Annotated in this window: 21 protein-coding genes and 1 pseudogene; 3 read left to right on the top strand and 19 right to left on the bottom strand. The window is 68.3% G+C overall.

All coding sequences use genetic code 11. From position 1 onward, the window contains the following. Positions 1 to 28: 28 nt before the first annotated feature. A complete protein-coding gene (locus B5E42_RS11810; protein ID WP_087239893.1) occupies positions 29 to 1,144 on the bottom strand; it encodes a hypothetical protein in 1,116 nt (371 codons plus the stop codon). 469 nt (positions 1,145 to 1,613) lie between these two features. Between B5E42_RS11810 and B5E42_RS11805 the strand changes: the two genes are divergently transcribed. Next, complete coding sequence (locus B5E42_RS11805) at positions 1,614 to 2,489, top strand: hypothetical protein (protein WP_087239891.1); 876 nt, start codon at positions 1,614 to 1,616, stop codon at positions 2,487 to 2,489. 289 nt (positions 2,490 to 2,778) lie between these two features. On the opposite strand, the gene B5E42_RS11800 is transcribed toward B5E42_RS11805, so the two are convergent. Both B5E42_RS11800 and B5E42_RS11795 read right to left on the bottom strand, forming a co-directional pair. Beyond that, complete coding sequence (locus B5E42_RS11800; RefSeq protein ID WP_087239889.1) at positions 2,779 to 4,656, bottom strand: PrpR N-terminal domain-containing protein; 1,878 nt, start codon at positions 4,654 to 4,656, stop codon at positions 2,779 to 2,781. Positions 4,657 to 4,758: 102 nt separating this feature from the next. After that, on the bottom strand, positions 4,759 to 6,093 hold the full coding sequence (locus B5E42_RS11795; RefSeq protein WP_087239887.1) for an enolase C-terminal domain-like protein: 1,335 nt from the start codon (positions 6,091 to 6,093) through the stop codon (positions 4,759 to 4,761). A gap of 293 nt (positions 6,094 to 6,386) precedes the next feature. On the opposite strand from B5E42_RS11795, the gene B5E42_RS11790 reads away from it, so the two are divergent. Beyond that, positions 6,387 to 7,322, top strand: a complete 936-nt coding sequence (locus B5E42_RS11790) for a D-2-hydroxyacid dehydrogenase (RefSeq protein WP_087239885.1) — start codon at positions 6,387 to 6,389, stop codon at positions 7,320 to 7,322. A gap of 13 nt (positions 7,323 to 7,335) precedes the next feature. On the opposite strand, the gene B5E42_RS11785 is transcribed toward B5E42_RS11790, so the two are convergent. From B5E42_RS11785 to B5E42_RS11710, 16 genes are all read right to left on the bottom strand, one after another. Then, the gene (locus B5E42_RS11785; RefSeq protein WP_087239883.1) at positions 7,336 to 7,809 is read right to left on the bottom strand and encodes a phage holin family protein; all 474 of its coding nucleotides are present in this window, start codon (positions 7,807 to 7,809) and stop codon (positions 7,336 to 7,338) included. Then, positions 7,810 to 9,189, bottom strand: coding sequence for an N-acetylmuramoyl-L-alanine amidase (locus tag B5E42_RS11780; RefSeq protein ID WP_087239881.1), 1,380 nt, complete (start codon positions 9,187 to 9,189; stop codon positions 7,810 to 7,812). Continuing rightward, positions 9,186 to 9,611: a hypothetical protein gene (locus tag B5E42_RS11775; protein ID WP_087239879.1), complete on the bottom strand. Its 426-nt coding sequence runs from the start codon at positions 9,609 to 9,611 to the stop codon at positions 9,186 to 9,188. The genes B5E42_RS11780 and B5E42_RS11775 overlap by 4 nt, the downstream gene beginning before the upstream one ends. After that, a complete protein-coding gene (locus B5E42_RS11770) occupies positions 9,608 to 9,889 on the bottom strand; it encodes a toxin-antitoxin system toxin subunit (RefSeq protein WP_242967115.1) in 282 nt (93 codons plus the stop codon). The genes B5E42_RS11775 and B5E42_RS11770 overlap by 4 nt, the downstream gene beginning before the upstream one ends. Further along, on the bottom strand, positions 9,883 to 10,995 hold the full coding sequence (locus B5E42_RS11765; RefSeq protein ID WP_087239877.1) for a hypothetical protein: 1,113 nt from the start codon (positions 10,993 to 10,995) through the stop codon (positions 9,883 to 9,885). The genes B5E42_RS11770 and B5E42_RS11765 overlap by 7 nt, the downstream gene beginning before the upstream one ends. A gap of 72 nt (positions 10,996 to 11,067) precedes the next feature. After that, a complete protein-coding gene (locus B5E42_RS11760) occupies positions 11,068 to 11,328 on the bottom strand; it encodes a hypothetical protein (protein ID WP_087239875.1) in 261 nt (86 codons plus the stop codon). 245 nt (positions 11,329 to 11,573) lie between these two features. Continuing rightward, positions 11,574 to 12,482: a glycosyltransferase family 2 protein gene (locus B5E42_RS11755; protein ID WP_087239872.1), complete on the bottom strand. Its 909-nt coding sequence runs from the start codon at positions 12,480 to 12,482 to the stop codon at positions 11,574 to 11,576. Positions 12,483 to 12,484: 2 nt separating this feature from the next. After that, on the bottom strand, positions 12,485 to 14,329 hold the full coding sequence (locus B5E42_RS11750; RefSeq protein ID WP_087239871.1) for a glycoside hydrolase family 13 protein: 1,845 nt from the start codon (positions 14,327 to 14,329) through the stop codon (positions 12,485 to 12,487). A 15-nt stretch (positions 14,330 to 14,344) separates the two neighbouring features. Beyond that, the gene (locus tag B5E42_RS11745) at positions 14,345 to 16,537 is read right to left on the bottom strand and encodes a penicillin-binding transpeptidase domain-containing protein (RefSeq protein WP_087239869.1); all 2,193 of its coding nucleotides are present in this window, start codon (positions 16,535 to 16,537) and stop codon (positions 14,345 to 14,347) included. 12 nt (positions 16,538 to 16,549) lie between these two features. After that, on the bottom strand, positions 16,550 to 18,010 hold the full coding sequence (locus B5E42_RS11740) for a DUF6056 family protein (protein ID WP_141242530.1): 1,461 nt from the start codon (positions 18,008 to 18,010) through the stop codon (positions 16,550 to 16,552). An 11-nt stretch (positions 18,011 to 18,021) separates the two neighbouring features. After that, the gene (locus tag B5E42_RS11735; RefSeq protein ID WP_087239865.1) at positions 18,022 to 18,534 is read right to left on the bottom strand and encodes a rod shape-determining protein MreD; all 513 of its coding nucleotides are present in this window, start codon (positions 18,532 to 18,534) and stop codon (positions 18,022 to 18,024) included. 93 nt (positions 18,535 to 18,627) lie between these two features. Continuing rightward, entirely contained in the window at positions 18,628 to 19,470 is an 843-nt protein-coding gene (gene mreC / locus B5E42_RS11730) for a rod shape-determining protein MreC (RefSeq protein WP_087239863.1), read from the bottom strand. 10 nt (positions 19,471 to 19,480) lie between these two features. Continuing rightward, a complete protein-coding gene (locus B5E42_RS11725) occupies positions 19,481 to 20,068 on the bottom strand; it encodes a Maf family protein (protein WP_087239860.1) in 588 nt (195 codons plus the stop codon). Between the two features lie 300 nt (positions 20,069 to 20,368). Beyond that, complete coding sequence (dut, locus tag B5E42_RS11720; RefSeq protein WP_087239857.1) at positions 20,369 to 20,818, bottom strand: dUTP diphosphatase; 450 nt, start codon at positions 20,816 to 20,818, stop codon at positions 20,369 to 20,371. A 5-nt stretch (positions 20,819 to 20,823) separates the two neighbouring features. Then, positions 20,824 to 22,902: a U32 family peptidase gene (locus B5E42_RS11715; RefSeq protein ID WP_087239855.1), complete on the bottom strand. Its 2,079-nt coding sequence runs from the start codon at positions 22,900 to 22,902 to the stop codon at positions 20,824 to 20,826. 32 nt (positions 22,903 to 22,934) lie between these two features. Next, positions 22,935 to 23,258: a cell division protein ZapA gene (locus tag B5E42_RS11710; RefSeq protein WP_087239853.1), complete on the bottom strand. Its 324-nt coding sequence runs from the start codon at positions 23,256 to 23,258 to the stop codon at positions 22,935 to 22,937. Between the two features lie 46 nt (positions 23,259 to 23,304). Between B5E42_RS11710 and B5E42_RS11705 the strand changes: the two are divergent. After that, positions 23,305 to 24,255: pseudogene (locus B5E42_RS11705) on the top strand (DnaD domain protein); the annotation flags it as partial. Positions 24,256 to 24,368 lie beyond the last annotated feature (113 nt).

Below are 24,368 nucleotides of genomic sequence, written 5' to 3'. Positions count from 1 at the left end.
CATACAGGTGCGGTGGAAAGGGTGAGGATCAGGTCAGCTCGTCCAGGGTGGGAGCCACGTCGATGATCTCCTGGGCGATGGCGGCCTTGTTCTCGATGAAGGCGCGGGAGGCCTCCAGATCGGCGTCCTCAGCGGTCACGTTGCTGTACAGCAGGTTGGCCAGCTCGGCCTGGAAGTCGGGGTTCTCGCACACCTTCTGCATGGCGGCGGTGATCTCGTTCAGGATGCCCTCGTCCATATCCTTGGGGAAGAGCATGAAGAAGTCCTTGTCGAACACGAAGGGCTCGCCGTTGAAGGTGATGCCGTCCTCCTCCATGGAGATGACGCCGGAGCCCTCCAGGTTGCCGCAGGTGTCAAACAGCTTCATGGCCAACTGGGCGTCCACGCCCTCGCGGGTGAACTCCACGCAGGAGGAGTAGTCGGCGTAGATGATGTCGGCGTTGCCGTCCCACAGGCGCTGCTTCTTCTCGTCGGTGGTGCCGCCCACCAGAGCGCGGATGCGGCTGGCCACCTCGTCGCCGTACTGCTCCTGCACCCACATGTACCAGACCACGAAGTCCAGGTGGGAGGCGGAGCCGGACTCAATGTTCACGGTGATGGTCTCGCTGGGGTTGTCGGCCAGCCACTGGGCGGCCTCGCTCAGGTTGTTGTAGGGGGCGTCGGCGTGGGACACGAAGCAGCCGCCGGGGTTGATGCCGATGCGGGGGCCCACGGTCAGGTTGTCCAGGGAGTACTGCTCACCCACGGCGCCGAACAGGACGCTCAGGTAGGCCATGTCGTGGAACATCATGATGGTGGTGCCGTCGCCCTTGGCCTTGGAGATGGTGTCCAGAGCCTGGGCGTTGCCGATGGCGTCCACCTTGCCGTTGAAGCCCATCTCCTCGCCCAGATAGCGGGTCACCATGTCGGCGATCATGTAGGAGTCGCCGCCGGTGGAGGTGGAGCCGATGACCACGCGCACGCGCTTGCCCTTCAGGCTGCTCTCGCCGGAGGCGTTGTCAGCGGGGGCGCTGCTCTCCTCGGTGCCGGAGCCGGCGTCGCCGCTGGGGGTGCTGCTGGTGCCGCCGGTGCCGCCGCAGCCGGCCAGCAGGCCCACCGCCATGGACGCGGACAGAAGCAGAGCAATCAGTTTTTTGAACTTCATTGTTCATTCCTTCCTTTCAATCTCTTCAGATTTGTCGCTGCTTGCCTGGGGTTTGGGTTGCTGAAATGAGTTGCTGAACTGGGAACCGCTTCACTACCGTGCATATCATAGCAGGATGGAAGGCCGGATTTCTATTCGCAAATAGCCTTGAATCGCGGTGAAAAAATTGTAAAGTCTGTCGCCAGTTCATCAATTTGAACGGGATTTTTCAAATCACCCCGGAAATCGTTTCATCCGTGAAATCATCATTTCTCCATTTTTTGTAAAATCTTGGGATCTCCCCGTTGTTTTTGATAGTCTGCAATAAAATCAGAAATATTTTTTGGCTAAAACGCACAATCTGCACCGGGTTCCAGTTTGGCGCACAATCCCTTGTCTCCGGCGGAGAACTTTGATACACTGAATCTGGCGGCCCGGACGGCCGGGCCCCGCAGTATTTCAATTCGTATTATAAAAGGAGCGTCTGGCGATGAAAGCGGAAAACCTGGAACTGGTGGACGGCCTGCGCCGTCAATACCGGCGGCTGCGGCTGCTCTATCTGGCCTACCTGGCCGCGGCGGTGCTGGCGCTGATCTTTTTCTTTGTGGACAGGCGGGTGACCCTGGTTCTGGTGGCGGCCAGCCTGATCTACCACCTGGTGGTGGTGCGCCCCGCCGGCAGGGCCTATCAGCGCGCCTTCATCCACGCCTGCGGGCAGTACACCCTGGCCCGCCGGCTGGAGGAGCCCCGCCACACGGCGGAGCCCACCCTGACCGAGGAGGAGCTGTGCCGGGCCAGGCTGGTGGCCGCCAGCGAGGCCAAGGGCTCCGTCCTGATCAAGGAGGGGGGCGCCGGCCGCTGGCGGAACCGGCCGGTGCGCCTGGGGGACGCGGGCTTTACCAACTCCTTCCCCATGGACGGGAAAACCCACCACGAATTCGTGGTGGGCACCTGGGTGACGGTGGAGCTGGGCCGGGACACCGGCCTGGACTGGCGGCTCATCCAGGAGCGGGTGATGATGAAGCCCTCCCGGGACGCCTGGTTCCGCCGGGAGTCCGGCCTGAAGCGGGTGGTGGGCTTCGGCCCGGACTGGATGGAGGACGGCACCTGGTACGCCCTCCGGCCGGAGGGCGCCCCCGACGTGCCGGGGCACGAGTTCCTGGCCGCCCTGCGCAAGCTGGCCGAGGGCACCGACCGGCCCCTGGCCGTGTGCGTCCAGGGAGACCGGCTCCATGTGTTCGTCACCAACCGCATCCTGGGGCAGAAGGTGTCCAGCCGCATCGCCCCCACCGACGCGGTGGCCCGGGTGGACTTCCTGCCCGAGCTGGACGGGATCCTCAGGCTCTCCGACACCCTGGCGAAATAAAGCAGACACGCAAAGGCGCGCCGCCCATACGGGCGGCGCGCCTGAGACTGTCGAAAAAGTGGCAAAGCCGCTTTTTCGAGCAGGATGCAGTCCGCCGCGCGCAGGATTTGTCCGCTTCAGGCGGACAAATCCCACACTTGCGGCCTGAGAAGTGTTTTCTCCGACGCACATGTCGCCGGAGAAAACAGATTCCAGTTTTTTCGCGCCTGCGGGCGCAAACTCTGCGAGACTTTTTTGACACGCTGAGCAAGGCGCGCCGCCCATATGGGCGGCGCGCCTTGCTTTTCATTCACGTGCCGTAGTGATCCTTGACGCCGTACTGCTTCATCCGCCGCCACAGGGTGGTCTTGCTGATGCCCAGCTCGGCGGCCGCGGCGGCGCGGTTTCCCCCGTTGCGGGAGAGCACCTCCGCCAGGCGGGCCCCCTCGGAGTCCGGCATCTCCTGGGCCTGGGCCCCCTCGCTGCGGGCGGTGGAGACGGGGTAGAGCTCCTGGAGCAGGCCCATCACATAGCTGGCGTTCACCGTCCGGGAGGGGGCGGTGAGCACCATCCGCTCCAGGAAGGCCCGCAGCTGGATGTAATTGCCCGGCCAGGAGTAGTCGTTGAGCCGCTTGCGGGCCTCCTTGGTGAGCACCACGTAGCGCTTGAACTTCACCACGCAGTCGTCCAGGCACATGTCGATGGCCTGGTTGAGATCCTCCGGCCGGGTGCGCAGGGGCGGCAGGGCCAGCCGCAGGGGGATGAGCAGGTAGTACAGCTCCGCCTGGAAGGTGCCCTCCTCCACCAGCTGGGCCAGATCCCCGGTGGTGGAGGCGATCACCCGCACGGCGGACGGGGTGGGGGCCGCCTCCTCGGGGAGGTGGACTACCCCCTCCCGCAGCAGGCGGCACAGCACCCGCTGGCCCCCCTGGGTCAGATGCTCCAGGTTGTCCAGGTAGAGGGTGCCGCCGTCCGCCGCCCTGCCCGCCTGGGCCAGGAGGGCCCGCTGATCCGCCTCCCGGGCGGCGCAGTCGAAGGTGACAAAGGGCCCCCGGGCGCAGGGGCTGGTGTTGTGGATGCTCTGGGCGAAGAGGGACTTGCCGCTGCCCACCTCCCCCCAGAGGAGGATGGGCTGCCCGGTCTCGGCGAAGGAGCGGGCCAGCTTGACCAGCCGGGACATCTCCCGGCTGGTGTGGCTCACGTCCTCGAAGCGGCCGTGGGCCAGATAGCGCTGGAGGCGGTACCGCTCCCGCAGGGCCCGCTCGCCCTGCCGCTCCATCTGCTGCATCTCGTAGAAGGAGAAGACCATCCCCTCCACCGCGTCCAGATCCGCCACCGGCGCGGCGTTGGCCACCACGTACACCCCCGCCACGTTGAGCACCGAGGCGTAGAGCTCCCGCCGCTGGGTCAGGGCGTCCAGCCACAGCTCGGCGTCCTCCCGGGGCATGAGGGAGGCCAGGGGCTGGCCCTCCAGCTTGTCCCGCTCCAGCTCCAGGATCTTGCAGGCCACGTCGTTGCTCCGCACCACCACCCCGTCGGGATCCAGCTCCAGAATCCCGTTGAAGGAGTAGTCCAGCAGGGCCTGGAGGTGGGCGGTGTTGCGCCGCTCGGTGTCGGTGATGAGCCCCACGCTGCGGGCGTGGAGCAGGCTGGTGCGCAGGGAGTCCTCGGTGCCCTCGAAGAACAGGGTGCGCTTGCCCAGCCGGCGGCAGTAGGCGTTGACGAAGTCGCCCCCCAGAATCACGTCCATCCCGTCGGCGATGGCCTGCTGGGCCCCCCGCTCCATCTCCTCGTTGCCCTCCACGAAGTAGGTGCGCAGCTCGATGTCCAGGATGTCCTCAAAGCCCTGGATGCTGCCCACCATGTTGGGGATGGTCACCACGCCGATGCGGGGCCGGGCCCCCTGGGGGGCCAGGCGGCGGGCCCGGTGGAGGAGCCGGGCGATCTCCAGGCCGGTGAGCTGGATCTCCACCAGGGGGAAGTCGGTGTGGGCCCGCAGGATGGAGGCCTGCCGCCCCCGGGCCACCAGGATGTCCGCCCCCAGCCGCCGGGCCTCGGCGGCCACCTCCAGCACCTGCTCGGTGCTGGTGGACTGGTTGAGCACCACGTCCATCCCCAGCTCCCGGGCGATGCGCCCGGCGGGCTCCACCATCTCCATCCGGGGGAGGAGCAGTCCGAATTTTGCCATAAGGTGCCTCCTTCCGGCCGCCGCGCGGCCCGGGTTGTCAAAAAAGCGGCGCCGCCTGGGAAATCCCGGGCGGCGCCGCCGTCTAACCTCTGCCGTTGACCCTCAGCGCACCAGGCAGGGCCGCTTGGGGTCGAACTTCCAGCCGGGGATGAGATACTGCATGCCCACGGCGTCGTCCCGGCCGCCCAGGCAGTTGTCCAGATAGAGCTGGTGGGCCTTCATCAGCTGCTCCCTATCCAGCTCCACGCCCAGGCCGGGCCGCTCCGGCAGGTCGATGCAGCCGTCCACGATCTGCAGGGGCGCCTTGGTGAGGCGCTCCAGCCCCTCCTGCCAGATCCAGTGGGTGTCGATGCCGTTGAGCTTGCCGGGCACGGCGGCGGCGCACTGGGTCATCATGGCCAGGGAGATGTCGAAGTGGTTGTTGGAGTGGCAGCCCCACATCAGGCCGAAGTCGTTGCACATCTGGCCCACCCGGACGGAGCCGGCCATCGTCCAGAAGTGGGGGTCGGCCAGGGGGATGTCCACGCTGTGCAGGGCGATGCAGTGGCGCATCTGCCGCCAGTCGGTGTCGATCATGTTGGTGGCGGTGGGCATGCCGCTCTCCTGGCGGAACTCGGCCATGATCTCCCGGCCGGAGAAGCCGCCCTCGGCGCCGCAGGGATCCTCGCAGTAGGCCAGCACCTTCTTCAGCTCGGGCGCCAGGGCCAGCGCGTCCTTCAGCAGCCAGCCGCCGTTGGGATCCAGGGTGATGCGGGCCTTGGGGAAGGCCTCCTTCAGGGCCTGGACGGCCTTCAGCTCCTCCTTGCCCTCCAGCACGCCGCCCTTGAGCTTGAAGTCCTCAAAGCCGTACTTGTCATAGGTGGCCCTGGCCAGGGCCACGATGGCGTCGGGGGTGAGGGCCTCCTCGTGGCGCAGGCGGTACCAGGCGCAGTCGGAGTCCGGCTCGGAGTAGTAGGGCAGGTCGGTCTTCTTCCGGTCGCCCACGTAGAACAGGTAGCTCAGGAAGCGCACCCGCTCCCGCTGGATGCCGTCGCCCAGCAGGGCGGCCATGGGCACCTCCAGGTACTGGCCCAGCAGATCCAGCAGGGGGGTCTCCACGGCGGTGACCACGTGGACGCCGGTGCGCAGGTCGAAGGTCTGCTGTCCCCGCACGTCGTCCTTGATGTTGGCGGAGAGCCACTCGTTGATCCTGCGCAGGGTCATCTTGTAGTCGGCCACGCTGGTGCCCTCCACCAGGTGCTTCACATCCTCCAGCGCCTTGGTGATCTTCTGGCCGCCGGGCACCTCGCCGATGCCGGTGTTGCCCCGGTCGTCGGTGAGCACCACCACGTTGCGGGTGAAATAGGGGGCGTGGGCGCCGGAGAGGTTCAGTTCCATGCAATCCTTGCCCGCCACAGGAAAGACCTCCATGGCGGCAACCTTCGGGGTATTGGACATAGCAATGCACTCCTTTTTGTTTCAAATGGATGGCCTCGGATGGCTGTTGGCAGTGAGCGGCTCCGAAAGCTTCCTTTGCAAAGGGAACGCATCTGCAATGGATTGTGAAAGCATTGTACCACGGGATGGAACAGAAATCAAATTGGATAAACTGAAGAAAGGCTTAAAAGAACTGATCCATGGCGGGCTTTCTCATATTCCCGCTTATGGATCCCCCGTCGAGGTTCAGTTTTCCGAAGTTGCCCCCCGCCCCAAAGGGTGGTACCATACCCCTGAAAGGAGCGAACCGAACCATGGACAAGATTCTCAACCTGCTCAGCCTCACGCCGGCGGAGAAGGAGGCCTTCCTGGCCGCCGCCCCCGGCGTCTCCCAGTGCTTCGCCGCCGCCGGAGATCTGGACGCCGCCGACTATGCCGGGGCCGAGGTGATCCTGGGCAACCCGCCCCCCGCCGCCCTGAAGGGGGCGGCAGGCCTGCGCTGGCTCCACACCCGCAGCGCCGGGGTGGACGCCTACACCGCCCCCGGCGTCCTGCCGGAGGGGGTTCTGCTGACCTGCTCCACCGGGGCCTACGGCCACTCGGTGTCGGAGCACCTGTTTGCCATGCTGCTCGCCCTCATGAAGCGCCTGCCCCAGTACCGGGATCAGCAGATGCAGGCCCGGTGGCAGGATCTGGGCCGGGCCCGCACCCTGCTGGACGCCCAGGTGCTGGTGGTGGGCACCGGGGATCTGGGCGCCTCCTTCGCCCGGCTGTGCCTGGCCCTGGGGGCCCATACCGCCGGCGTGCGCCGGGATCCCGCCCGCCCCGCCGACGGCATCCAGCACATGTACGGCTTCTCCGAGCTGGACGAGCTGCTGCCCCGGGCCGACGTGGTGGCCCTGACCCTGCCCCAGTCGCCGGAGACGGCGGGCCTGTTCGGCCGGGAGCGGCTGCTGCGCCTGAAGGAGGACGCCATCCTCCTCAACGGCGGCCGGGGGAGCGTGGTGGACTGCGCCGCCCTGGCGGAGGTGCTGGAGTCCGGCCGCCTGTGGGGGGCCGGACTGGACGTGACCGATCCGGAGCCCCTGCCGCCGGAGCACCCCCTCTGGCGCCAGCCCCGGGCCCTGATCACCCCCCACGCCGCCGGCGGCGACCACCTGCCCGACACCGCCCGCCGCATTGCCGCCATCGCCCTGGACAACCTGGGCCGCTATCTGCGGGGGGAGCCCCTGCGCAACCGGGTGGGGTAAGGGCCCGCCGTCCTCATTCCTCCCCGTCCCCGCCCATGGCGGAGCCCGTCCTGTCCACGCCGCTCTCCAGGGCGGCCAGCATGCGGGCCAGCCAGGCGGGGACAGGCGCCCCCAGGGCTCCCGCGTTTTCCACCACGGAGCCCAGCTCGGTGAGGATATACCACACCAGCACCAGGACGCTGACGAACACGGTGTACTCAAAGGGCAGCTCCAGGGCGGGAATGTGCGCCAGCGCCAGCCGGATCACCCCGTCCAAAATGGCGGCCACCAGCACGGCCACCATAGACCCCAGCTTGTGCCACAGGCCGTCCCGGGCGATCCTGGACGACCACTCCCCGGAGCGCAGGGCGGCGGCGGAGCCGGTGGCGTAGTCCAGCACCATGCAGCCGATCCAGGCCACCACCAGCCAGCCGAACCACCCCCACAGGGCGGTGAGGCACCCCAGAACCCCCACCGCCGCGGCCTTGATTCTGTTGATGTGCTCCATCTACGCCACTCCTCTCACAAATTCGGCCATCCTGCCGATCAGGGCCGCCACCGTGTCCGCCGCGTACCGGCCCGCTTTCCAGTAGCCGGCGTTGCTGATCACCCCGGCCTCTGCCAGCGTATCCACGTCGGCGTCCAGCCCGGAGGCATCCTCTGCCGGCTCCTGCCACGCCGCCCCCAGCCAGGCGCAGAGCCCCCGGGCGGTGGCCTCTGCCAGCCTGTCCCGGAAGCCGGAGTCCTTCAGCTTTTCCACATCCGCTTTCGAGGTGTGGAAGCCGTACTCGATGAGGCAGGCGGGGGCGTCGGTCTTTGCCAGCACGGTATACATCCGGTGCTTGATGGGGGAGCTGCGCAGGGCCACCCCGGCGGCGCGGAAGGCCTCCGCAAGGGCGGAGGCCAGCACGTTCCGCTGGGCGGTCTCCGGCCCGGCGGAGGTGTAGATCTCCAGGCCGGAGGCGTCATACCACCCGTCGTTTCCCGCGGCGTTGGAGTGGAGGGAGACGTAGCAGTCTGCCCCCGCCCGGTTGCTCACCCCGGCCCGCTCGGTGAGGGAGGGGTCGCTGTCCTCCGTCCGGGTGCAGAGCGCGCGCACCCCCTGCCGTTCCAGCAGGGGGGCGATGCGCCGGTACATATCCCAGGTAAATTCCCGCTCCTGATAGCTCCCGTCCGGGGCGCCGTTGACGCAGCCCGGCCCGTGGCCGGGATCCAGGCAGACGGTCTTTCTGCTCACAGGCCTCTCCTCCTGTTCCGGCGGCTCCTGGCCGCTCTCTTTTGTCCAGACGCACAGGTACCCCGCCACCCGCCGGGGGCTGGTGATCCTCCGGCCGCCGCCGAAGTCGCACTGGCTGGAGCCGCCGGAGTCCAGGCCCAGCAGCCGCAGCTGCTCCGCCCTGGCGCACAGGGTGCCGATTCCCACCAGCTCCTCCCGCATGGCGTCCGGTGTGGCGGCGTCCGCCGTGCCGTCGCCGGAGCAGTACAGGATCAGGTACTCCCCGGCCAGCAGGGCCGCAGAGCGGCCCCGCTTCCCGCCGTACTCGGCGGGGTAGCTGGCGGGCTCCTCCGGCCCCCGGCTGGGGGTGAGCAGCTCCACGCCGCTCAGATAGCTCCGCCCCGCCTTGGCCCCCGGCACCACCTCCATGCGGATGTCGGGGCCGGTGTCCCAGGTGAGGCCATAGCCCGCCCAGCCGGCCCGCGCCTTGACCTCCCCGTCGATGCACAGATTGCCCACGGCCTTGCCGGTGTTCATATTGTAGAACCAGGAATTGAGGATATAGTCGCACCCGATGTCCGCCTTGACCTGGGCCATGGGGCGGCCCCCGGCCTCCACCAGGGCCAGCCGGGTGATGCCGGCCCTGGGGATGACCGCGATATACTTGCTCATGCCGTAGCCTCCCACGCCTGGGGGTAGTCCTCGGGGGAAAAATTGGTGTCGCTCAGGCACCTGTTGGTCTTGCCGTCGGTGTAGACCATGTACTCCCCCGTCCGGTACATGTCGTGAGCGCCCTGTACCGGCACGAAGGGCCGGGCGGTCTCCGGCGTGGTGCCGTGGAGGGGCCGCCAGAAGGTGAACCAGGCGGCGTTCTCCGGGTTGATGTCGGGATAGGTGGCCGTGTCGTGGGCCTGGAAGCACTCCCAGGTCTGCCCCTTGGCGTTGCGGATGTCGCCCACGGTGTAGGCCCCCTCCGCCCAATCTTCATACAGCCCCGAGGCCCGCAGCCGCTTGTCGTCGGTGTCGATGGCCGCCCCGGTCAGGTTCTGCCGGGCCACATAGATGGCCGATGCCAGCGCGTCGTATACGTTCACAGTGACAACCCCCTCTGAATCGCTTCCTCGATGTCGTTCAGCCGCTCCTCCGCTGTGGGCTCGGGCTCGGGCAGCGGGGGCGGATCCTTGGGCGTGATGCCGGTGAGCACCCCGTCCTGGATGGTCAGATCACAGTAACCCCGGCAGGCCCAGGCGGTGTCCACCAGCTCCTCCGGCACGGCGATCCACCCCTCCATCCAGCACTCGGTGCGGTGGCTCTGGCTCTCCAGGCCGTGGCCGCCGTCCTCTCTGGCCGCAATCTCGATGATGGTCAGCATCCGATCAACTCCTCCCTGATTTTCCGCAGAATCTTCACCAGCAGGCGGCCCAGCTTCTGCCGCCTGCTCTCTTTTTCCCTGCCCCGGCCGGGCGCCTGCTCCACCCATTCCTCCAGGGCGGACAGCAGCCTCCCCGAGCCCCACCGGGGCCCCTCCGTCCGGGCCAGGCTGTCCCCCAGCCGGGCGGTGCGCGCCTCCCCGCCCCGCACCAGGCGGAGCACCAGCGCCCGCAGGGGGTGGGCCGGCATGGGCTTGCGTGGCTGGGCGGCGGCCGCCGGGGCCTTGGGCCGGGGCGGAGCCTCCTCCTCCGGCTCCAGGGCGTGGAAGTGGGCCACCAGGGCCTCCTCCAGGGCCTCCAGGCCCCGCACCTCCACGCCGGTGCCCAAGGTGACGGCCTCCAGCCGCTCCAGCGCGCACCGGATGGAGCGGAGCACCGAGGCGTGATCCACCCGCAGCAGCCTCCCGATCTCCCGCAGGCTCAGCCACTCCCCATAGTAGAGATAGAGGTACAGCTGCTGCCGGGGCGTCAGCAGGGAGAGCACCGCCCCCAGCACCGCCGGCTCCGCCAGGTCAAGCACCAGGGGCCCAGGCCTCTCCTGGGCCTCCAGGATGGCAAACAGGGCCTTGGCGTCCCGGGCGATTCTGGCCTTTCCTCTCCGCACCGTGCGGGCCACGGCGGAGGGATCCCGACCCGCCTCCCGGGCCGCCTGGGCCGCGCTGCGTCCCTTCTCTACCTGGGAGAGGTATTCCCCCTGCTTCTCCGTCACGGCCCGCTCCCGGGCCGTCCTGGCCGCCAGGCGCATCCTGTCGTGCCGGGTGGGGCCCTCCGGCTCCTCCGCGCCCTCCAGCTCCGCCCAGGTCTGGTATTGGAGCCTGTCCCACTTCCAGCCGTCCACCCCCGCCCAGGTGGTGCCATGGCTCACCCGGTGGCGGGGCTCCAGCTCCTTCAGCCGGTGGGCGCAGTCCGCCAGCTCCTCCTTCAGCCGGGCCAGCTCCAGCCGCAGGGCCCGGGCATCCCCCTCCCCGGCGGCCAGCCGCGCCTCCAGCGCCCCCCGCTGTTCCCGCAGCGCCCTGGCCCGCGCCCGCACCTCCCGGGCCTCCGACATCTGACTCCCCCTTCCTCCCCGCTGAATGCTGGGCGCTCCCGCGTAGGGCGGGGGCTTGCCCCCGCCGCGCCCTCACTCCAGACTATCCCGGCGCGGAGCCTGCCAGAACGCGGCGGTGTATGTCCCGTCCCTGGGCCGGATATAGTACCCCTCGGTGAGCCGGCGCAGCTCCCGCATCTCCCGCAGCATCCCCTCCAGCAGGCGGGCCCGCCCCTCCAGCGCCCTCCGATCCGCCCCCTCGTCCTCCATGGCGGCGCGCGTCTCGTCCAGGGCCGCCCGCAATCTGATCGCCGCGTCCATATAGTCCTCTGCCAACTCCTGTAACCTCGCCAAGCATGTCCCTCCCCGGCGGCGGCCCGCCGCCCTGTTCCGGCGCCCCCTCCTCTCCTCCGGGCCCCTCTATGGGATCGGGAGACGGCGGCAAAAGTGGCATGTCCGCGTCTCCCCTGGGGCAAAAAAACAAAAACAGGAACGGCCCGCCGAACGGCGGGCCATTCCTGTTGTGTGTGTGGATAGAGAGAGGTTTGAGAGATGTGAGGAGTTGTGTCTGCAAGCACTTCTTCCTGACGCTTTTGATCCTACTCCTCTTTCTGGAGCCGTTGGTGAACGGACTGTGAACGGGACATAAAGGATTCCTTAAGTTTCCCCTTTCGCCGCCGGCGGGGGCGGCGGAGGGAGACGCTCCCCCCGTCCCGGGCGGCGGAGATCAGGTAGCCGTAGACCTGGAGCTTCTTCTCCTCGTAGAGATCCAGGGCCTGGTAGAGCTGCTTGTAGGCGGCAAAGACGGTGCGCTTCATCTCCACGGTGCGGGCGGGGGTGGCCTGGGTGGCCACCAGGCTGCCCGGCCGCTTCACGTAGCAGTACACCGGCCGGGCGCAGGCGGCGATGAGGCGGGCCCGGCGCAGGTACTCCAGGTTGAACAGGAAATCCTCGCACCAGCTGACGCCGGTGTCGCAGCGCAGGTGCCCGGCCTCCACAATGGAGCGGCGGTAGAGCTTGTTCCACAGCACGCCGTAGTAGAAGTTGGCCGGGGCCTTGAGCATCTCCTCGGCGTAGTCCTGCCGGGTGAGCACCCGCGCCTCCCGGATGTGGCCCCGGACGGCGGCCCGGCCGCCCGCCACCCGCCAGAAGCGGCCCACCACCAGGTCGGCGCCGGTGGCGGCGGCGGTGCGCACCAGGTTCTCGGTGGCGTCGGGGGGGAGAAAGTCGTCCCCGTCCACGAACTGGAGGTACTGCCCGGCCGCGTGATCCATGCCCCGGTTCCGGGCGGCGGACACCCCGGCGTTGGCCTGCCGGAGCACTTGGAAGCGGGGATCCTGCTCCGCCCGGGCCTCACACAGCGCCAGGCTGCCATCGGTGGAGCCGTCGTCCACCAGCCAAACCTCCAGGTTCTCCCAGGTCTGGGCGGCCACGCTGTCCAGGCACCGCTCCAGATAAGGGGCCACGTTATATACCGGTATAATGACGCTGATCAGGGGCTGCTCCATCCTCAGCCCTCCGGTTTCCGCGGGGTGAGCAGCCAGCCGGTCATGGGGGGCAGCTCACAGGCACCGGCGGGCAGCTCCCCGCCGGTCATCCAGTCCCGGGCGGGCCAGGGCAGGGTGATGGCCTCCGGCCTGTCGCCGGCGTTGACGGCGGCCAGCACGGCGCGCTCCCCCTCGCCCCGCAGGAAGGCCAGCACCCTTCCCCGGGTGTACAGCCAGGTCAGCTCCCCACGGCGCAGGGCCTCCAGCTGTCCCCGGGCGGCCCCCAGGGCTCGGTACCAGGCCAGCAGCTCCTCGTCCTCCCGGCCCCAGGGAAAGGTGCGGCGGTTGAAGGGATCCTCAAAGCCCTCCAGCCCGGCCTCGTCCCCGTAATAGATGGTGGGGGAGCCGGGAAAGGCGAAGAGCACCAGGGCCCCCAGCCTGAGCCGGGCCCTGCCCCGCTGGTACTGCTCATCGCTCATGCGGAAGGCGGCCCGCCAGTCCTTGGAGTGATCCTTGCCGTCGCCCCCCACCCCCAGCAGGGTGAGGATGCGGGGGGTGTCGTGGGTGCCCAGGAAGTTCATGGCGGAGCGCCAGGCGAAGGGGGGATAGTTCTCCCGGATGGTCTCCATGGCCTGCTTGAAGTGGAAGGCGTCGTCCCCCAGCAGGAAGGAGAGCAGGGCGTTGCGGAAGGGGTAGTTCATCAGCCCGTCGCAGTGGCCGCCCAGGATGTGCCTGCGGCGCACGCCGTAGGCGATCTTGTTGGAGCCGTCCTCCCACACCTCGCCGATCACCACCGCGTCTGGCTTGGCCTGCCGGGCGGCCGCATGGATGCCGTGGACGAAGTCGTCGGGCAGCTCGTCGGCCACGTCCAGCCGCCAGCCGTCCGCCCCGGCGTTCAGCCAGCGGCGGATGATGCTGTTCTCCCCGGCGAAGATGAAGTCCCGGTAGGTGGGCTGGCTCTCGTCCACGGCGGGCAGGGAGTAGATGCCCCACCAGGAGTCGTAGTGGTCGGGCCAGTGGGAGAAGTGGTACCAGGGGTAGTAGGGGCTGTCCTGGGACTGGGCGGCGCCCACGCTCTGGTAGGAGCCGTCGCCGTTGAAGTACCGGCTGACAAAGGCCTGGTGGTTGAACACGCCGTCCAGCATCACCCGCATGCCCAGCTGGTGGGCGGCGTCGCACAGGGCCTTGAAGTCGGCCTCGGTGCCCAGCATGGGGTCGATCTTCTCATAGTCGCCGGTGCCGTAGCGGTGGTTCTCCGGCGCCTCGAACACGGGGCAGAAGTAGAGGGTGTCCACCCCCAGGCCCCGCAGGTAGGGCAGCTTCTCCAGCACGCCGGCCAGGCTGCCGCCGAAGAAGTCCCGGTTGCGCACCTCGCCGTTTTGGTCGGGGCGGTACTCCGGCTCCTCGTCCCAGCCGGTGTGGACGCTGCGCCCCCCCACCATGCCGGTGGGGTCGGGCACCCGGGTGCGGCGGAAGCGGTCGGGGAAGATCTGGTAGGTGACCCCCTCCCCAAACCACTCCGGCACATCCTCCGCCCCGTCGTAGACGGTGAGCTGGTAGGGCCCCAGCTCCTCCTGCCGGCCGTCCAGGCCCTCCAGGCGGAAGGAGTACCAGACAAGGCCCACATAGTCCCCGGTGTCCAGCGCCGTCTGGAACACGTCCCGGTCGCCGTCCAGGCCGGCCCAGGTCATGGGCTGCTCGTGCCGCTCCTCCTGCCGGTGCTCAAAGTAGGCGATCAGGACGCCCTTGGAGAACCCCCCGCTCCGGGGCGGGCGGAGGGTCAGCTGAACCACCGTTCCGGAGGGGACGGCGCCGTAGGGCTGCTTGTACCGGGTATCCCGGCTGTCAAAGGTCTGGGCATCACACACAACAAAGGGCTCCCTTCAGCGGAGCAGGGTGTTCTCGGCGTCCACCGATTCCACCGTGTGCTCCGCGCTGAAATAGTAGTTGACGATCTCTCCGGCGGCCTGTGCCAGGTTGCCGCCGGAGGCGCCGCCCTCCACCACGATGGAGATGACGATCTCCGGGTCGTCGTAGGGGGCGAAGAGGGTGAAGATGGCGTTGGCCTCCCGCTCGGCGGAACCCACCTGGGCGGAGCCGGTCTTGGCGCCCACCTCCACCGCCAGATTGCTGAGGTACTGATCCACGGTGCTCTCCGGGTCGTTGGCCACGGCCCACATGCCCTGCTTGACGGCGTCCACGTTGGCCGGATCCAGCTCCAGGCTGTTGCGCACCTCCCGCTCCTGCTCGTACACCGTCTCGGAGTAGTCGCTGGATTTGACGGTCTTGAGCAGGTGGGGCACCAGGTGGTCCCCTCCATTGAGGAGGGTGGCCATATAGTTGGCCAGCTGGAGGGGGGTGACCAGGGTGTTGCCCTGGCCGATGGCGGCGTTGAGCACCTCGCCGCCGTACCAGGTCTGGTTCAGGGCCTCGCTGGTGGCGGGGCCGGCCACCAGGCCGGCCGACTCGGACAGCTCAAACCCGGTGGCCTCCCCCAGGCCGAAGGCGGCGGCGTACTCGTCGATTTTGTCGATGCCCAGCCGGTGTCCCAGGGTGTAGAAGTAGATGTTGCAGGAGTCCCGCAGGGCCTCGGCCAGGTTCTCCCACCCGTGGTTGCCCCCGTACTGCCGGTAGATCCAGCACTGTGGGTGGGAGTCGCCGTAGGGGTAGTGCTCCTCCTCGGGCAGCTCCAGCCGCCCGGTGTCCTGGATCTCCTCGGTGGGGGTGACCAGCCCCTCCTCCAGGGCGGCGATGGCCACCAGGGGCTTGAAGGTGGAGCCGGGGGAGTACCGTCCATTGGTGGCCCGGTTGACCAAGGGTGTCAGGACGGTGTCATTGGCCAGCTGGTTATAGAGAGCGGTGTCGCTGTAGATGGTGGCCAGGTCGTAGGTGGGGTAGGAGGCCATGGCCAGGATCTCCCCGTCCTCCACGCTCTCCACCACCACGGCGCCGCCCCGGGTGTCCTCGGAGTCCAGGTTTTCGATGGTGTTGGCCAGGATCTCCTCCACCTTCTCCTGGAGGCGGAGATCCAGGGTGAGCATCACGTTGTCCCCCGGCTGGGGCTCGTCGGTCTCGCCGGTCTTGGAGTTGGTGTACCAGTACTCGCTGATCACCCGGCCGGAGGTGTCCAGCTCCTGCACCAGGGTGCCCGACTCCCCCCGCAGGTAGGACTCGAAGGCGCTCTCCGCCCCGTCGATGCCCACCTTGTCGTTCATGCTGTAGCCCAGCTCCCGGTAATAGTCCCAGGTAGTGTTCTGGATGGAGCCCACCCGGCCCAGCAGGTGGGCGGCGGCGCTGGTCTGGTACTCCCGGACGGTGGTGGCGTCCACGGACACGCCGGTGAGCCCCCGCTCCTTGATGGCGGAGATGACGTCGATGTCCACGTCCTGGGCGAAGATATACTCCTGCTGGTTGATCTCATAGGTGCGCAGGTTGACCTCGTAGAGCACGCCGATGAGGGCCCGGGCGTCCTCGTCAGACCAGGCGGGGTCGATCTCAAAATAATTGCGCAGGGCGGCAATGAGCTCCTCCGCCGTGGGCCCGGCGGGGATCTCGGTGAGATCCTTGGCCGCCTCAATGTCCCGGGTGTCGGGCAGGTTGAGGGACGCCTTCACCGTTTCGCCCAGGGGCAGGGCGTTGAGCAGGCGGCCCAGCCGGGTGAAGGCCACGCCGCCGCCCTCCAGCTCGTAGGCCAAGGGGGTGTCGGTGGTGTAGGTGAAGGGGGCGGTGGTGGAGATGGGCAGGCTGTCCGACCAGGACAGGCCGTTGTCCCGGCAGATGTTGATGAGCTCCATCAGGTTGGGGTTGCGCTCGGCCTCGTCCCCCATGAGCCGGGTGTTCAGGGTGATGCGGTACACCGCCCGGTTGGTCACCAGCTCCCGGCCGTACCGGTCCAGCAGCTCCCCCCGGGCGCCCTCCACGGTGACCCGGTTGTCGATTTTCACCACCGACATGGCCCGGTAGTCCTCCACGTGGACGATCTGCAGGTTGTAGAGCACGCCGACGAACACCGCCAGCATCACAGCCAGCACCGCCGCCACGGCCAGAGTGCGCCGGTTGAATTGCTTTCCCTCCATGGGGCCTCCTTTTTATTCTATGAGCACTACGCTGTTCTTGTGGTAGAAGATCCGCAGCCCGTTGTTCTTCCAGTCGAGCGGGTCGGCGGTGATGTCCCCGTTGTCCAGCAGGGGCGGGCGGACAGTGATGGGCTCCAGGTACACGTCCGCCACCGCCGGATCCCGGAGCACCTCCAGGCGGTCTGTCTGCTGCTCCCAGTAGCTCCGGGCGCTGCCGTCGGCCAGGGCGCGGGCGGCCTCCACCCCGGTGAGGTCTCCGGGCCAGGAGCCGGCCAGGGCGGTGAGGAGCAGCAGAGCCAGGGGCACCGCCGCCAGGGCGCGGCCCCGGCGCAGGAGCTTCTCCCCGCCGGCCAGCCGGGGGAGCACCGCCCGGCGCAGCCATCCCAGCCAGTACCACAGGTTGAGCAGCAGCAGCCAGAAGAAGGAGTAGAACACGATGCTGCGCAGCCGCTCCGGCCCGGAGGTGGAGACAGCGTAGAAGTGGGGGGCGTTCTGGGCGGCGAAGAGGAGGAAGGTGAACACCGAGAACGCCAGGGGCAGGGGGAAGGAGAACTTCACCCGTTCGGTGAGTCCCCACACCACCGGGATCATCAGCAGCCCCACCAGCAGGATGGGCGCGTTGGGCCACGCCAGGCAGTCCTGCCCCGCCTTGAGGATGGAGCAGAGGACGGCCCCCGCGGGGCTCATGGGCTCGTCGATGGTGCTCTGCCGGCCCTGGTTTCCGGGGGCCAGGAAGCTGACGGCAAAGCACGCCGCCAGCGCCAGCACCGCCGGCAGGGCGGGCAGGAGCTTGTCCCGCTCTTTTACCAGGAACCAGAGCAGGAACAGCCCGCACACCAGGGTGGCCAGCAGGGCGGAGACGTAGTTGCTCCCTCCCACCAGCAGGGCCGCGGGCACCGCCGGGATGGCGGCCCACAGCACCTGGGCCCGGGTCTGTGCCAGCCTGAGGGCGGCCATGCGCTCGATGAGCAGCAGCATGATGCCGTAGGTGAAGGTGTAGTACACCGCCCCGTTCCACCAGTAGAAGGTGTCCTTGGGGAAGGGCGCGCAGTGGATGGACAGCAGCAGGATGGGCACGGCCACAAACACGGTCTGCCGCCAGGTGCCGCCCAGCCCCCGGCGCACCAAGGTGTCGGTGAGCTTGAAGGTGCCGGTGCACAGGCTGGCCAGCATCACCACCGGCGTCAGCCAGTACAGGTACTCGGAGAAGGTGAGGGGGGTGAGGGCCATGAGGGCCAGGGCGGTGAAGGTGCCCTGCCAGCTCTTGTAGTACCCCCACATGGTGTGCCAGACCTCTCCCCAGAAGCCGTCGCCCCGGAGCAGGGCCTCATGGGGCAGATAGGCGTAGATATAGTCGTCGGCGGAGGGCCAGTCGTACCGGCCCAGCAGCAGGATGGGCACCAGGCTGGCCGCCAGCAGGGCCAGCAAAAGCCACGGCCCCCACTTTCTCCAGAAGGTTTGTATGGCTTCCATGTTTTCCTCACCTACAGCACGGTTTTCTTGGGTACCCGGCGGAACACCCACAGGAACAGGGCGTACACCGGGAAAACGAATACCATAGACCACAGGATCTCCCGCCCGGCCACGCTGAGCATGGCGGGCAGGCCGGCCTGGCCGGTGAGCAGCCGGGCGGCGATGCGCCCGGCGTCGATGAAGGCCAGGGCCGCCAGGGAGCACAGCAGGCAGCCCAGCAGGTTCTGCCGCAGCACATACTGGGCCAGGGCGCCGGCCCCCACGCCGATGAGGCAGACCACCACGGTCATGGCCCCGTCGGCGTTGAAGTACACCGCGTCGCACAGCATGCCCACAAACAGGCCGAAGCCCGCCCCGGCGGTGGCCCCCTCCAGCACCGCCACGCACACGGCGGCCAGGGGGAGGAGCATGGGGATCACCCCCAGCACGGGGATGCGGTTGAGAATGTAGACCTCGCAGAACCACACGGGCAGCAGGGCCAGGGCGTACACGCCCCACTTGATGAGAAAATCCTGCCGGGTCACCGGCTCACCTCCCTTGCCGTCCCGCCCGGCGGGCAGGCCCGCCCCGGCTCAGGACACCAATTCTCAATTCTCAATTATCCATTGTCAATTTCTTCACTCGACCACCTCGAAGTCCTTGATGACAAAGACCTGCTGGAGGCCGGCCAGGTCGGTCTCCGGGATGAGCACGGCATAGCGGGTCATGCCGGAGGGGTCGGTGCGCACCTCCTCCACGTGGCCGGCGGCCAGGCCGGGGGGGTACACGCCGCCCCGGCCGGAGGTGGTGATCAGATCCCCGGACATGAGCTCGCTGTTCTCCGGCAGATAGGTCAGCTTCAGCTTGCCCTCCCCCATGAGGGCAAAATCCCCCTCCAGGATGGCGGCGCCGCCGGTGCGGGCGATCTGCCCGCCCATCTCGGTGCCCACGTCCACCAGGGTGCGCACCGTGGCCCAGTTCTCGCCCACCTCGGCCACCACGCCCACCAGGTTCCAGTACTGATCCACCACCACGTCGTCCACGGCAATGCCCATGGAGCTGCCCTTGCTGATGGTGAGGGTGGAGTTCCAGTTGGAGGTGGAGCGCTCGGTGACGGTGGCGGACTCCGGGTCGAAGCTCAGGCTGCTGGGCCGCAGGCCCGCGAAGTCCCGCAGCCGCTCGTTCTCCTGGAGGGCGGCCTCGTACTGCCGCTCCTTGGCCTCCAGCTCGGCCACCCGCTGGAGGGCCTGCTCCAGCTGCTCCTTCATCTGCTCCAGCTCAAAGGTGTCGTTGTACTTCTCCTCCGCCCAGCCGGCCACGGCGCTGATGCCGCTGCGGACGGGGGTGGTGACGATGTTCACCAGGTTGGCCAGGGGATTGGCCCCGCCGCCCAGCAGGGCGGACACCACCGCCGTCACCAGGGCCAGCAGGATGGCGGCAATGAGGATCAAGACCCCGTTGTTTCGGAAAAAATCCTTCACGTTCTACCTCTTATTTCTGTCCCGCCAGGGCCAGGCAGTCCACGCCCAGCTCCCTCAGCAGGCCGCCCAGGCGGCACACCGGCAGGCCCATCACGTTGTAGTAGTCCCCCCGGATGCCCTCCACCAGCAGGGCGCCGTAGCCCTGGATGCCGTAGGCCCCGGCCTTGTCCATGGGCTCCCCGGTGCGGACGTAGGCGGCGATCTCCTCCGCCGTCAGGGGGCGGAAGGTGACGGCGGTCTCCTCGCTGACGGTGCGCACGTCCTCCCCGCAGGCCACCGTGAGGCCGGTGAACACCTGGTGGGTGCGCCCGGAGAGGGCGGAGAGCATCCGCGCCGCGTCGCTCTCGTCGGCGGGCTTGCCCAGCACCGCCCCGTCCAGGGCCACCACCGTGTCGGCGGCGATGACGACGGCGTCCGGCCCGGCCTGGGCCGCCACCGCCCCGGCCTTCTCGGCGGAGATGGCCGCCACCAGCTCCCCCGGCGGCAGCGCGCGCTCCATGCGCTCGTCGATGTCGGGGGTGATGACCCGGAAGGGGAGCCCCATGCGCTCCAGAAGCTCCCGCCGCCGGGGCGACTGGGAGGCCAGAATGATGTCCATGTCTATCTTCCTTTCTCAGTGGGCCGCGGGGATGCAAGCGCTGTCCCGAATCGATCCGTAGGGGCGACCTGTGGTCGCCCGCTGGACATTGTGGATCTCCGCGTGGGGCGCGACGACTCGGCGCGCCGCCCGCCATTCGCCGGGGCACCCCCGGCGCGGGACTGGGGGAACCCCTCATCCGGCCCTGCGGGCCACCTTCCCCCCATCGGGGGGAAGGCATGCGGGCGGATACTATCCGCCCCTACAGGGCAGGGCGGTTACGGCAGCATAGGGCCGCCATATATGGCGGCCTCCGGGGGGTTACCGCCCGGTGGAGCCGAACCCGCCGGAGCCCCGGCCGGTGTCGTCCAGCTCCTCCACCCGATCCAGCGCGGCCTGCACCACGGGCACCACGGCCAGCTGGGCCACCCGGTCGCCGGGCATGACGGTGTAGGGGGTGTCGGACAGGTTGGTGAGCCCCACCCGGATCTCCCCCCGGTAGTCGCTGTCGATGACCCCCACGCCGTTGGAGAGGGAGATGCCGTGCCTGATGCCCAGCCCCGACCGGGCGAATACCAGGGCCACGTACGCGGGGGAGGGCAGGGCGATGGCGATGCCGGTGGGTATGCTCACCAGGGCCCGGGGGGCGATCTCCACCGGCTCGTCCACGCAGGCGCACAGATCCATGGCGGCGGAGCCGGGGGTGGCGTAGAAGGGGGCGGGAATCTCCTTCCCGATCTTGTCGGATACGGCCTTATATTTCAGAATCAACGGTTTCACTCCACATCTCGGTAGTATAGTCCCCGGGTGTACTCGTTGGGGGCCCAGGAGCCCTGCTCCAGGTACCGCTGGGCCACCTGGACGCACTCCCGGGGATTCTCAGTGGTAAACAGGAGCCGCTGGGCCCACAGGCCCAGCCGGCGGTAGTCGGCGGCCTTGTCGGCCAGGAAGAGCTTCTGGGAGTTGAGCAGCTCGTTGCGGCAGCCGGGGGCGCTCACCACGGGGAACCGGGCGCCCTTCCGGTCGGTGAGTATGTTGGTGTTCTGGCAGCTGCAGGAGCCGGTGCGGTTTTTGATGATGCAGTTCTCCATGATCATCAACGGCAGCCGGCCGTAGGTGATGAGCTCCGTGTCGATGCCCTTGGAGATGTCCCGGATCTGGGGAAATTTCAGCTCAAAGGACAATGTGGCGGACTGGAGCCCCAGGTGGCGGTACTCCTTGAGGGCCTGGGAGTTGTAGATCTCCAGGCCGAAGTCCCCCCGGAGGGTGAAGCCCAGCTCCCGGGCAATGGGGAACATACCCAGGTTGCCCACCAGGGCGTCCCTCACCCCCAGGGCGCGGAGCTGCTCCAGCTTCTCCCGCAGGGCGGGGAACTCCCGATCCCAGGCGATCCGGGGGAGGATCACCCCGACGGCGGTGTCCGCCGTACCGGCGGCCAGCTCCGGGTGGGCCGCCAGCTCGTCCAGGGGGATGTAGACCATGGCGGGCTTGAGGGCCAGCAGCTCCTGTGTCACCTGCTCGGCCTTCCGCACCGAGATGGTGAGGACGGGGGCCTCCCGCCGGTTCTCGTACCGGGCGCCGGCGTGGTATTCGCCGCTGCGGCGGCGGGGGGGCGCCCCCCTCTGCTTGGTCAGGCCGTCCAGGGCCTCCCGCCGCAGGGCGTTGAGGGAGGCCAGGGGGAGGGACAGGTTGTCCTCCACCAGGGCCCGCACCTTTTCGCAGCGGTAGGGGGTGCCCCCGGTGCGGGAGAGCTGGGCGGCCACCGCCTCCTCCGTCAGGGGGCGGGTGCGGGCGGCCTCGGGCACGGCCCCCTCCACGGTGACCACCCGGCCGTCGGGATCCTCCACCCCCACCCGGGCGGGCTCGCCGGGGCGGAGCATGGCGTAGAAGGTGACGGGGACTCGCTGGGCCTCCCCGCTCTGGTAGGTATTGCGGGCCGCGGCAAAGAGCTCCTTGGGCTCCTTCGTCTCCTCCCGCACGCCGAACATGTCCGGCCCCTGCTGATCCAGGTAGTAACCCTGGGTGAAGCCCTGGCGGGAGAAGGCGGCGCGGAGCTGCTCCAGCTCCTCCGCCGTGGGCTCCCGATCCTCTTTGATGGCCCGGGCATAGATGCCGGTGACCACGGCCACGTACTCGGGCCGCTTCATGCGGCCCTCGATCTTGACGCAGGCCACCCCCATCTTGCGCAGCTCCCGCAAATGCCCCGCCAGGGACAGATCCTTGAGGGAGAGGGGATAGCCGTCCGCCCTGTCCATCCAGCCGTATTTCAGGCGGCAGGGCTGGGCGCACAATCCCCGGTTGCCGCTGCGCCCGCCGATGACGGAGGAGAGGAAGCACTGGCCGGAGTAGCACATGCACAAAGCCCCGTGGGTGAAGACCTCGATCTCGATGGGGGAGCGCTGGCAGATGTATTCGATCTGATCCCGGCTCAGCTCCCGGGAGAGCACCGCCCGGGTGAGGCCCAGGTCGGCGGCCATCTTCACCCCGTCCAGGCTGTGGAGGGTCATCTGGGTGGAGGCGTGGACGGGCAGGTCGGGGGCCGCCTGCCGCAGCATGCGCAGCACCCCCAGATCCTGGATGAGCACCGCGTCGGCGCCGATGGCGCTGGCCTGGGCGGCCACCTCGGCGGCCTTCGGCAGCTCCCGGTCGGTGAGCAGGGTGTTGAGGGTCAGGTACACCCTGGCCCCCCGGATATGGCAGTAAGAAACCGCCGCCGCAAACTCCTCCTCCGAGAAATTTTTCGCGTTGCGGCGGGCGTTGAAATCCCCGTAGCCCAGGTAGACGGCGTCCGCGCCGTTCTGCACGGCGGCGGCCACCGCCTCCATGGATCCGGCGGGGGCGAGCAGTTCCAGCATGGTCGGAAACCTCCGGTTGGGGACATTCCCCTTTACTTTTTGTTGTTCTGGTTCTGGAGCTTGAAGATCTCCCGCTTGGCCTCGGACAGCTCCAGCTTCATCTTGGTGGCCTCCTCCAGGTACTCCTTGAGCTGGCGGCGCAGGTTCTCGGCGGCCTCCACCTCCTTGAAGTACTCGTCGGCGATGTTCACCGCGGCCAGGATGGCCCCGTCCACCAGGGACACGTGGGCCCCGTCCAGAACCTCCTGCACCTTGGCGTCCACGTGGTCGGCCACCTTTTTGGTGTAGCCCGCGTCCTCGGAGCCCACCAGGGTGTACTCCTGGCCGGCGATGGTGACGGTAACCCGGTTTTTCATGGGATCCCCCTCCTGCACATAGTGATTTAGATTATTATACCATAGTATGGCCCCCGTGAGAAATGAAATCTTCATGAATTTTCGTTTTTTGGGCCGGCGGTTTTCCACAATTCCGGCCCGCGGTGTGCAAAACCCGCCGGCGGCCCCGATCCCATTTTACAAGTTCCCCCTTCTGTGGTATGATCATGAGACAACCACACCGCAGAAGGGGGGAAGTGCCATGGCGGAGCTGCTGCTGCCCGGCGAGATTGTATCCATGACGGCCCGGGCGGCCAACCGGCTGGTGGCCGGGGGGAACGGGGACGCGGCCCTGCTCTACCTGCACCTGCTGGCCCGGGGCGGGAAGCTGGACGCCGCCGCGGCCCGCAAGGCCCTCCACTGGGACGAGGCCCGGCTGGAGGAGGGGTGGAAGGCCCTGGTGTCCCTGGGACTGGCGGACGGCGAGGCCGGCCCGGCCCAGGCGGCCGCTCCGCCGGAGGCGCCCCCCGGCCCGCCGGACTACACCGCCGCCGACATCACCAGGGAGCTGGAGGACAAGACCTCCACCTTCCCCGGCCTGGTGAACGAGGTGCAGCGGCGGCTGGGCAAGATTCTGTCCACGGCGGATCTCAAGAGCCTGTACACCCTCTACGACTATCTGGCCCTGCCGGCGGAGGTGATCTGCCTGCTGGTGAGCTGGTGCGTGGAGGAGTTTGCCCGCAAGTACGGCCCCGGCCGGAAGCCCCGCATGAGCCAGATCCAGAAGGAGGGCTTTGTGTGGCACCGGCTGGGGGTGGACACGGCCCAGGCGGCGGAGGAGCACCTGAAAAAGCAGGCCCTCTACCGCAGCCGGGAGGGGGAGATCCTCCGCCTGCTGGATCTGCCGCCCCGCCCCCTGGTGGAGAAGGAGCGGAAAAAGGTGGCGGCCTGGACGGACATGGGCTTCCCCGACGCGGTGCTCCGCCTGGCCTACGAGAAGACGGTGTACAGGAAGCAGAAGATGGACTGGGACTACATGAACGGCATCCTGCTGGGCTGGCACAGGAAGAACCTGCACACCCTGGCGGAGATCGAGGCGGGGACTCCCCGCCGGAGCACGGCCCAGCCCGCCCAGCCCCATGCAGGCCCACC

Origin of the sequence: Flavonifractor sp. An10 (genome assembly GCF_002161215.1) — a bacterium.
In the GTDB taxonomy this organism is placed as follows: domain Bacteria; phylum Bacillota; class Clostridia; order Oscillospirales; family Oscillospiraceae; genus Flavonifractor; species Flavonifractor avistercoris.
This window is presented reverse-complemented; position numbering and strand designations above follow the sequence as displayed.

Excerpts from the sequence above, each read along its gene's own strand:
- B5E42_RS11785 (WP_087239883.1), bottom strand. The coding sequence starts at position 7,809 with ATGGAGCACATCAACAGAATCAAGGCCGCGGCGGTGGGGGTTCTGGGG.
- B5E42_RS11770 (WP_242967115.1), bottom strand. The coding sequence starts at position 9,889 with ATGCTGACCATCATCGAGATTGCGGCCAGAGAGGACGGCGGCCACGGC.
- B5E42_RS11790 (WP_087239885.1), top strand. The coding sequence starts at position 6,387 with ATGGACAAGATTCTCAACCTGCTCAGCCTCACGCCGGCGGAGAAGGAG.
- B5E42_RS11805 (WP_087239891.1), top strand. The coding sequence starts at position 1,614 with ATGAAAGCGGAAAACCTGGAACTGGTGGACGGCCTGCGCCGTCAATAC.
- B5E42_RS11740 (WP_141242530.1), bottom strand. The coding sequence starts at position 18,010 with ATGGAAGCCATACAAACCTTCTGGAGAAAGTGGGGGCCGTGGCTTTTG.
- B5E42_RS11765 (WP_087239877.1), bottom strand. The coding sequence starts at position 10,995 with ATGTCGGAGGCCCGGGAGGTGCGGGCGCGGGCCAGGGCGCTGCGGGAA.
- B5E42_RS11755 (WP_087239872.1), bottom strand. The coding sequence starts at position 12,482 with ATGGAGCAGCCCCTGATCAGCGTCATTATACCGGTATATAACGTGGCC.
- B5E42_RS11710 (WP_087239853.1), bottom strand. The coding sequence starts at position 23,258 with ATGAAAAACCGGGTTACCGTCACCATCGCCGGCCAGGAGTACACCCTG.
- B5E42_RS11715 (WP_087239855.1), bottom strand. The coding sequence starts at position 22,902 with ATGCTGGAACTGCTCGCCCCCGCCGGATCCATGGAGGCGGTGGCCGCC.
- B5E42_RS11780 (WP_087239881.1), bottom strand. The coding sequence starts at position 9,189 with ATGAGCAAGTATATCGCGGTCATCCCCAGGGCCGGCATCACCCGGCTG.
- B5E42_RS11725 (WP_087239860.1), bottom strand. The coding sequence starts at position 20,068 with ATGGACATCATTCTGGCCTCCCAGTCGCCCCGGCGGCGGGAGCTTCTG.
- B5E42_RS11810 (WP_087239893.1), bottom strand. The coding sequence starts at position 1,144 with ATGAAGTTCAAAAAACTGATTGCTCTGCTTCTGTCCGCGTCCATGGCG.
- B5E42_RS11745 (WP_087239869.1), bottom strand. The coding sequence starts at position 16,537 with ATGGAGGGAAAGCAATTCAACCGGCGCACTCTGGCCGTGGCGGCGGTG.
- B5E42_RS11795 (WP_087239887.1), bottom strand. The coding sequence starts at position 6,093 with ATGTCCAATACCCCGAAGGTTGCCGCCATGGAGGTCTTTCCTGTGGCG.
- B5E42_RS11800 (WP_087239889.1), bottom strand. The coding sequence starts at position 4,656 with ATGGCAAAATTCGGACTGCTCCTCCCCCGGATGGAGATGGTGGAGCCC.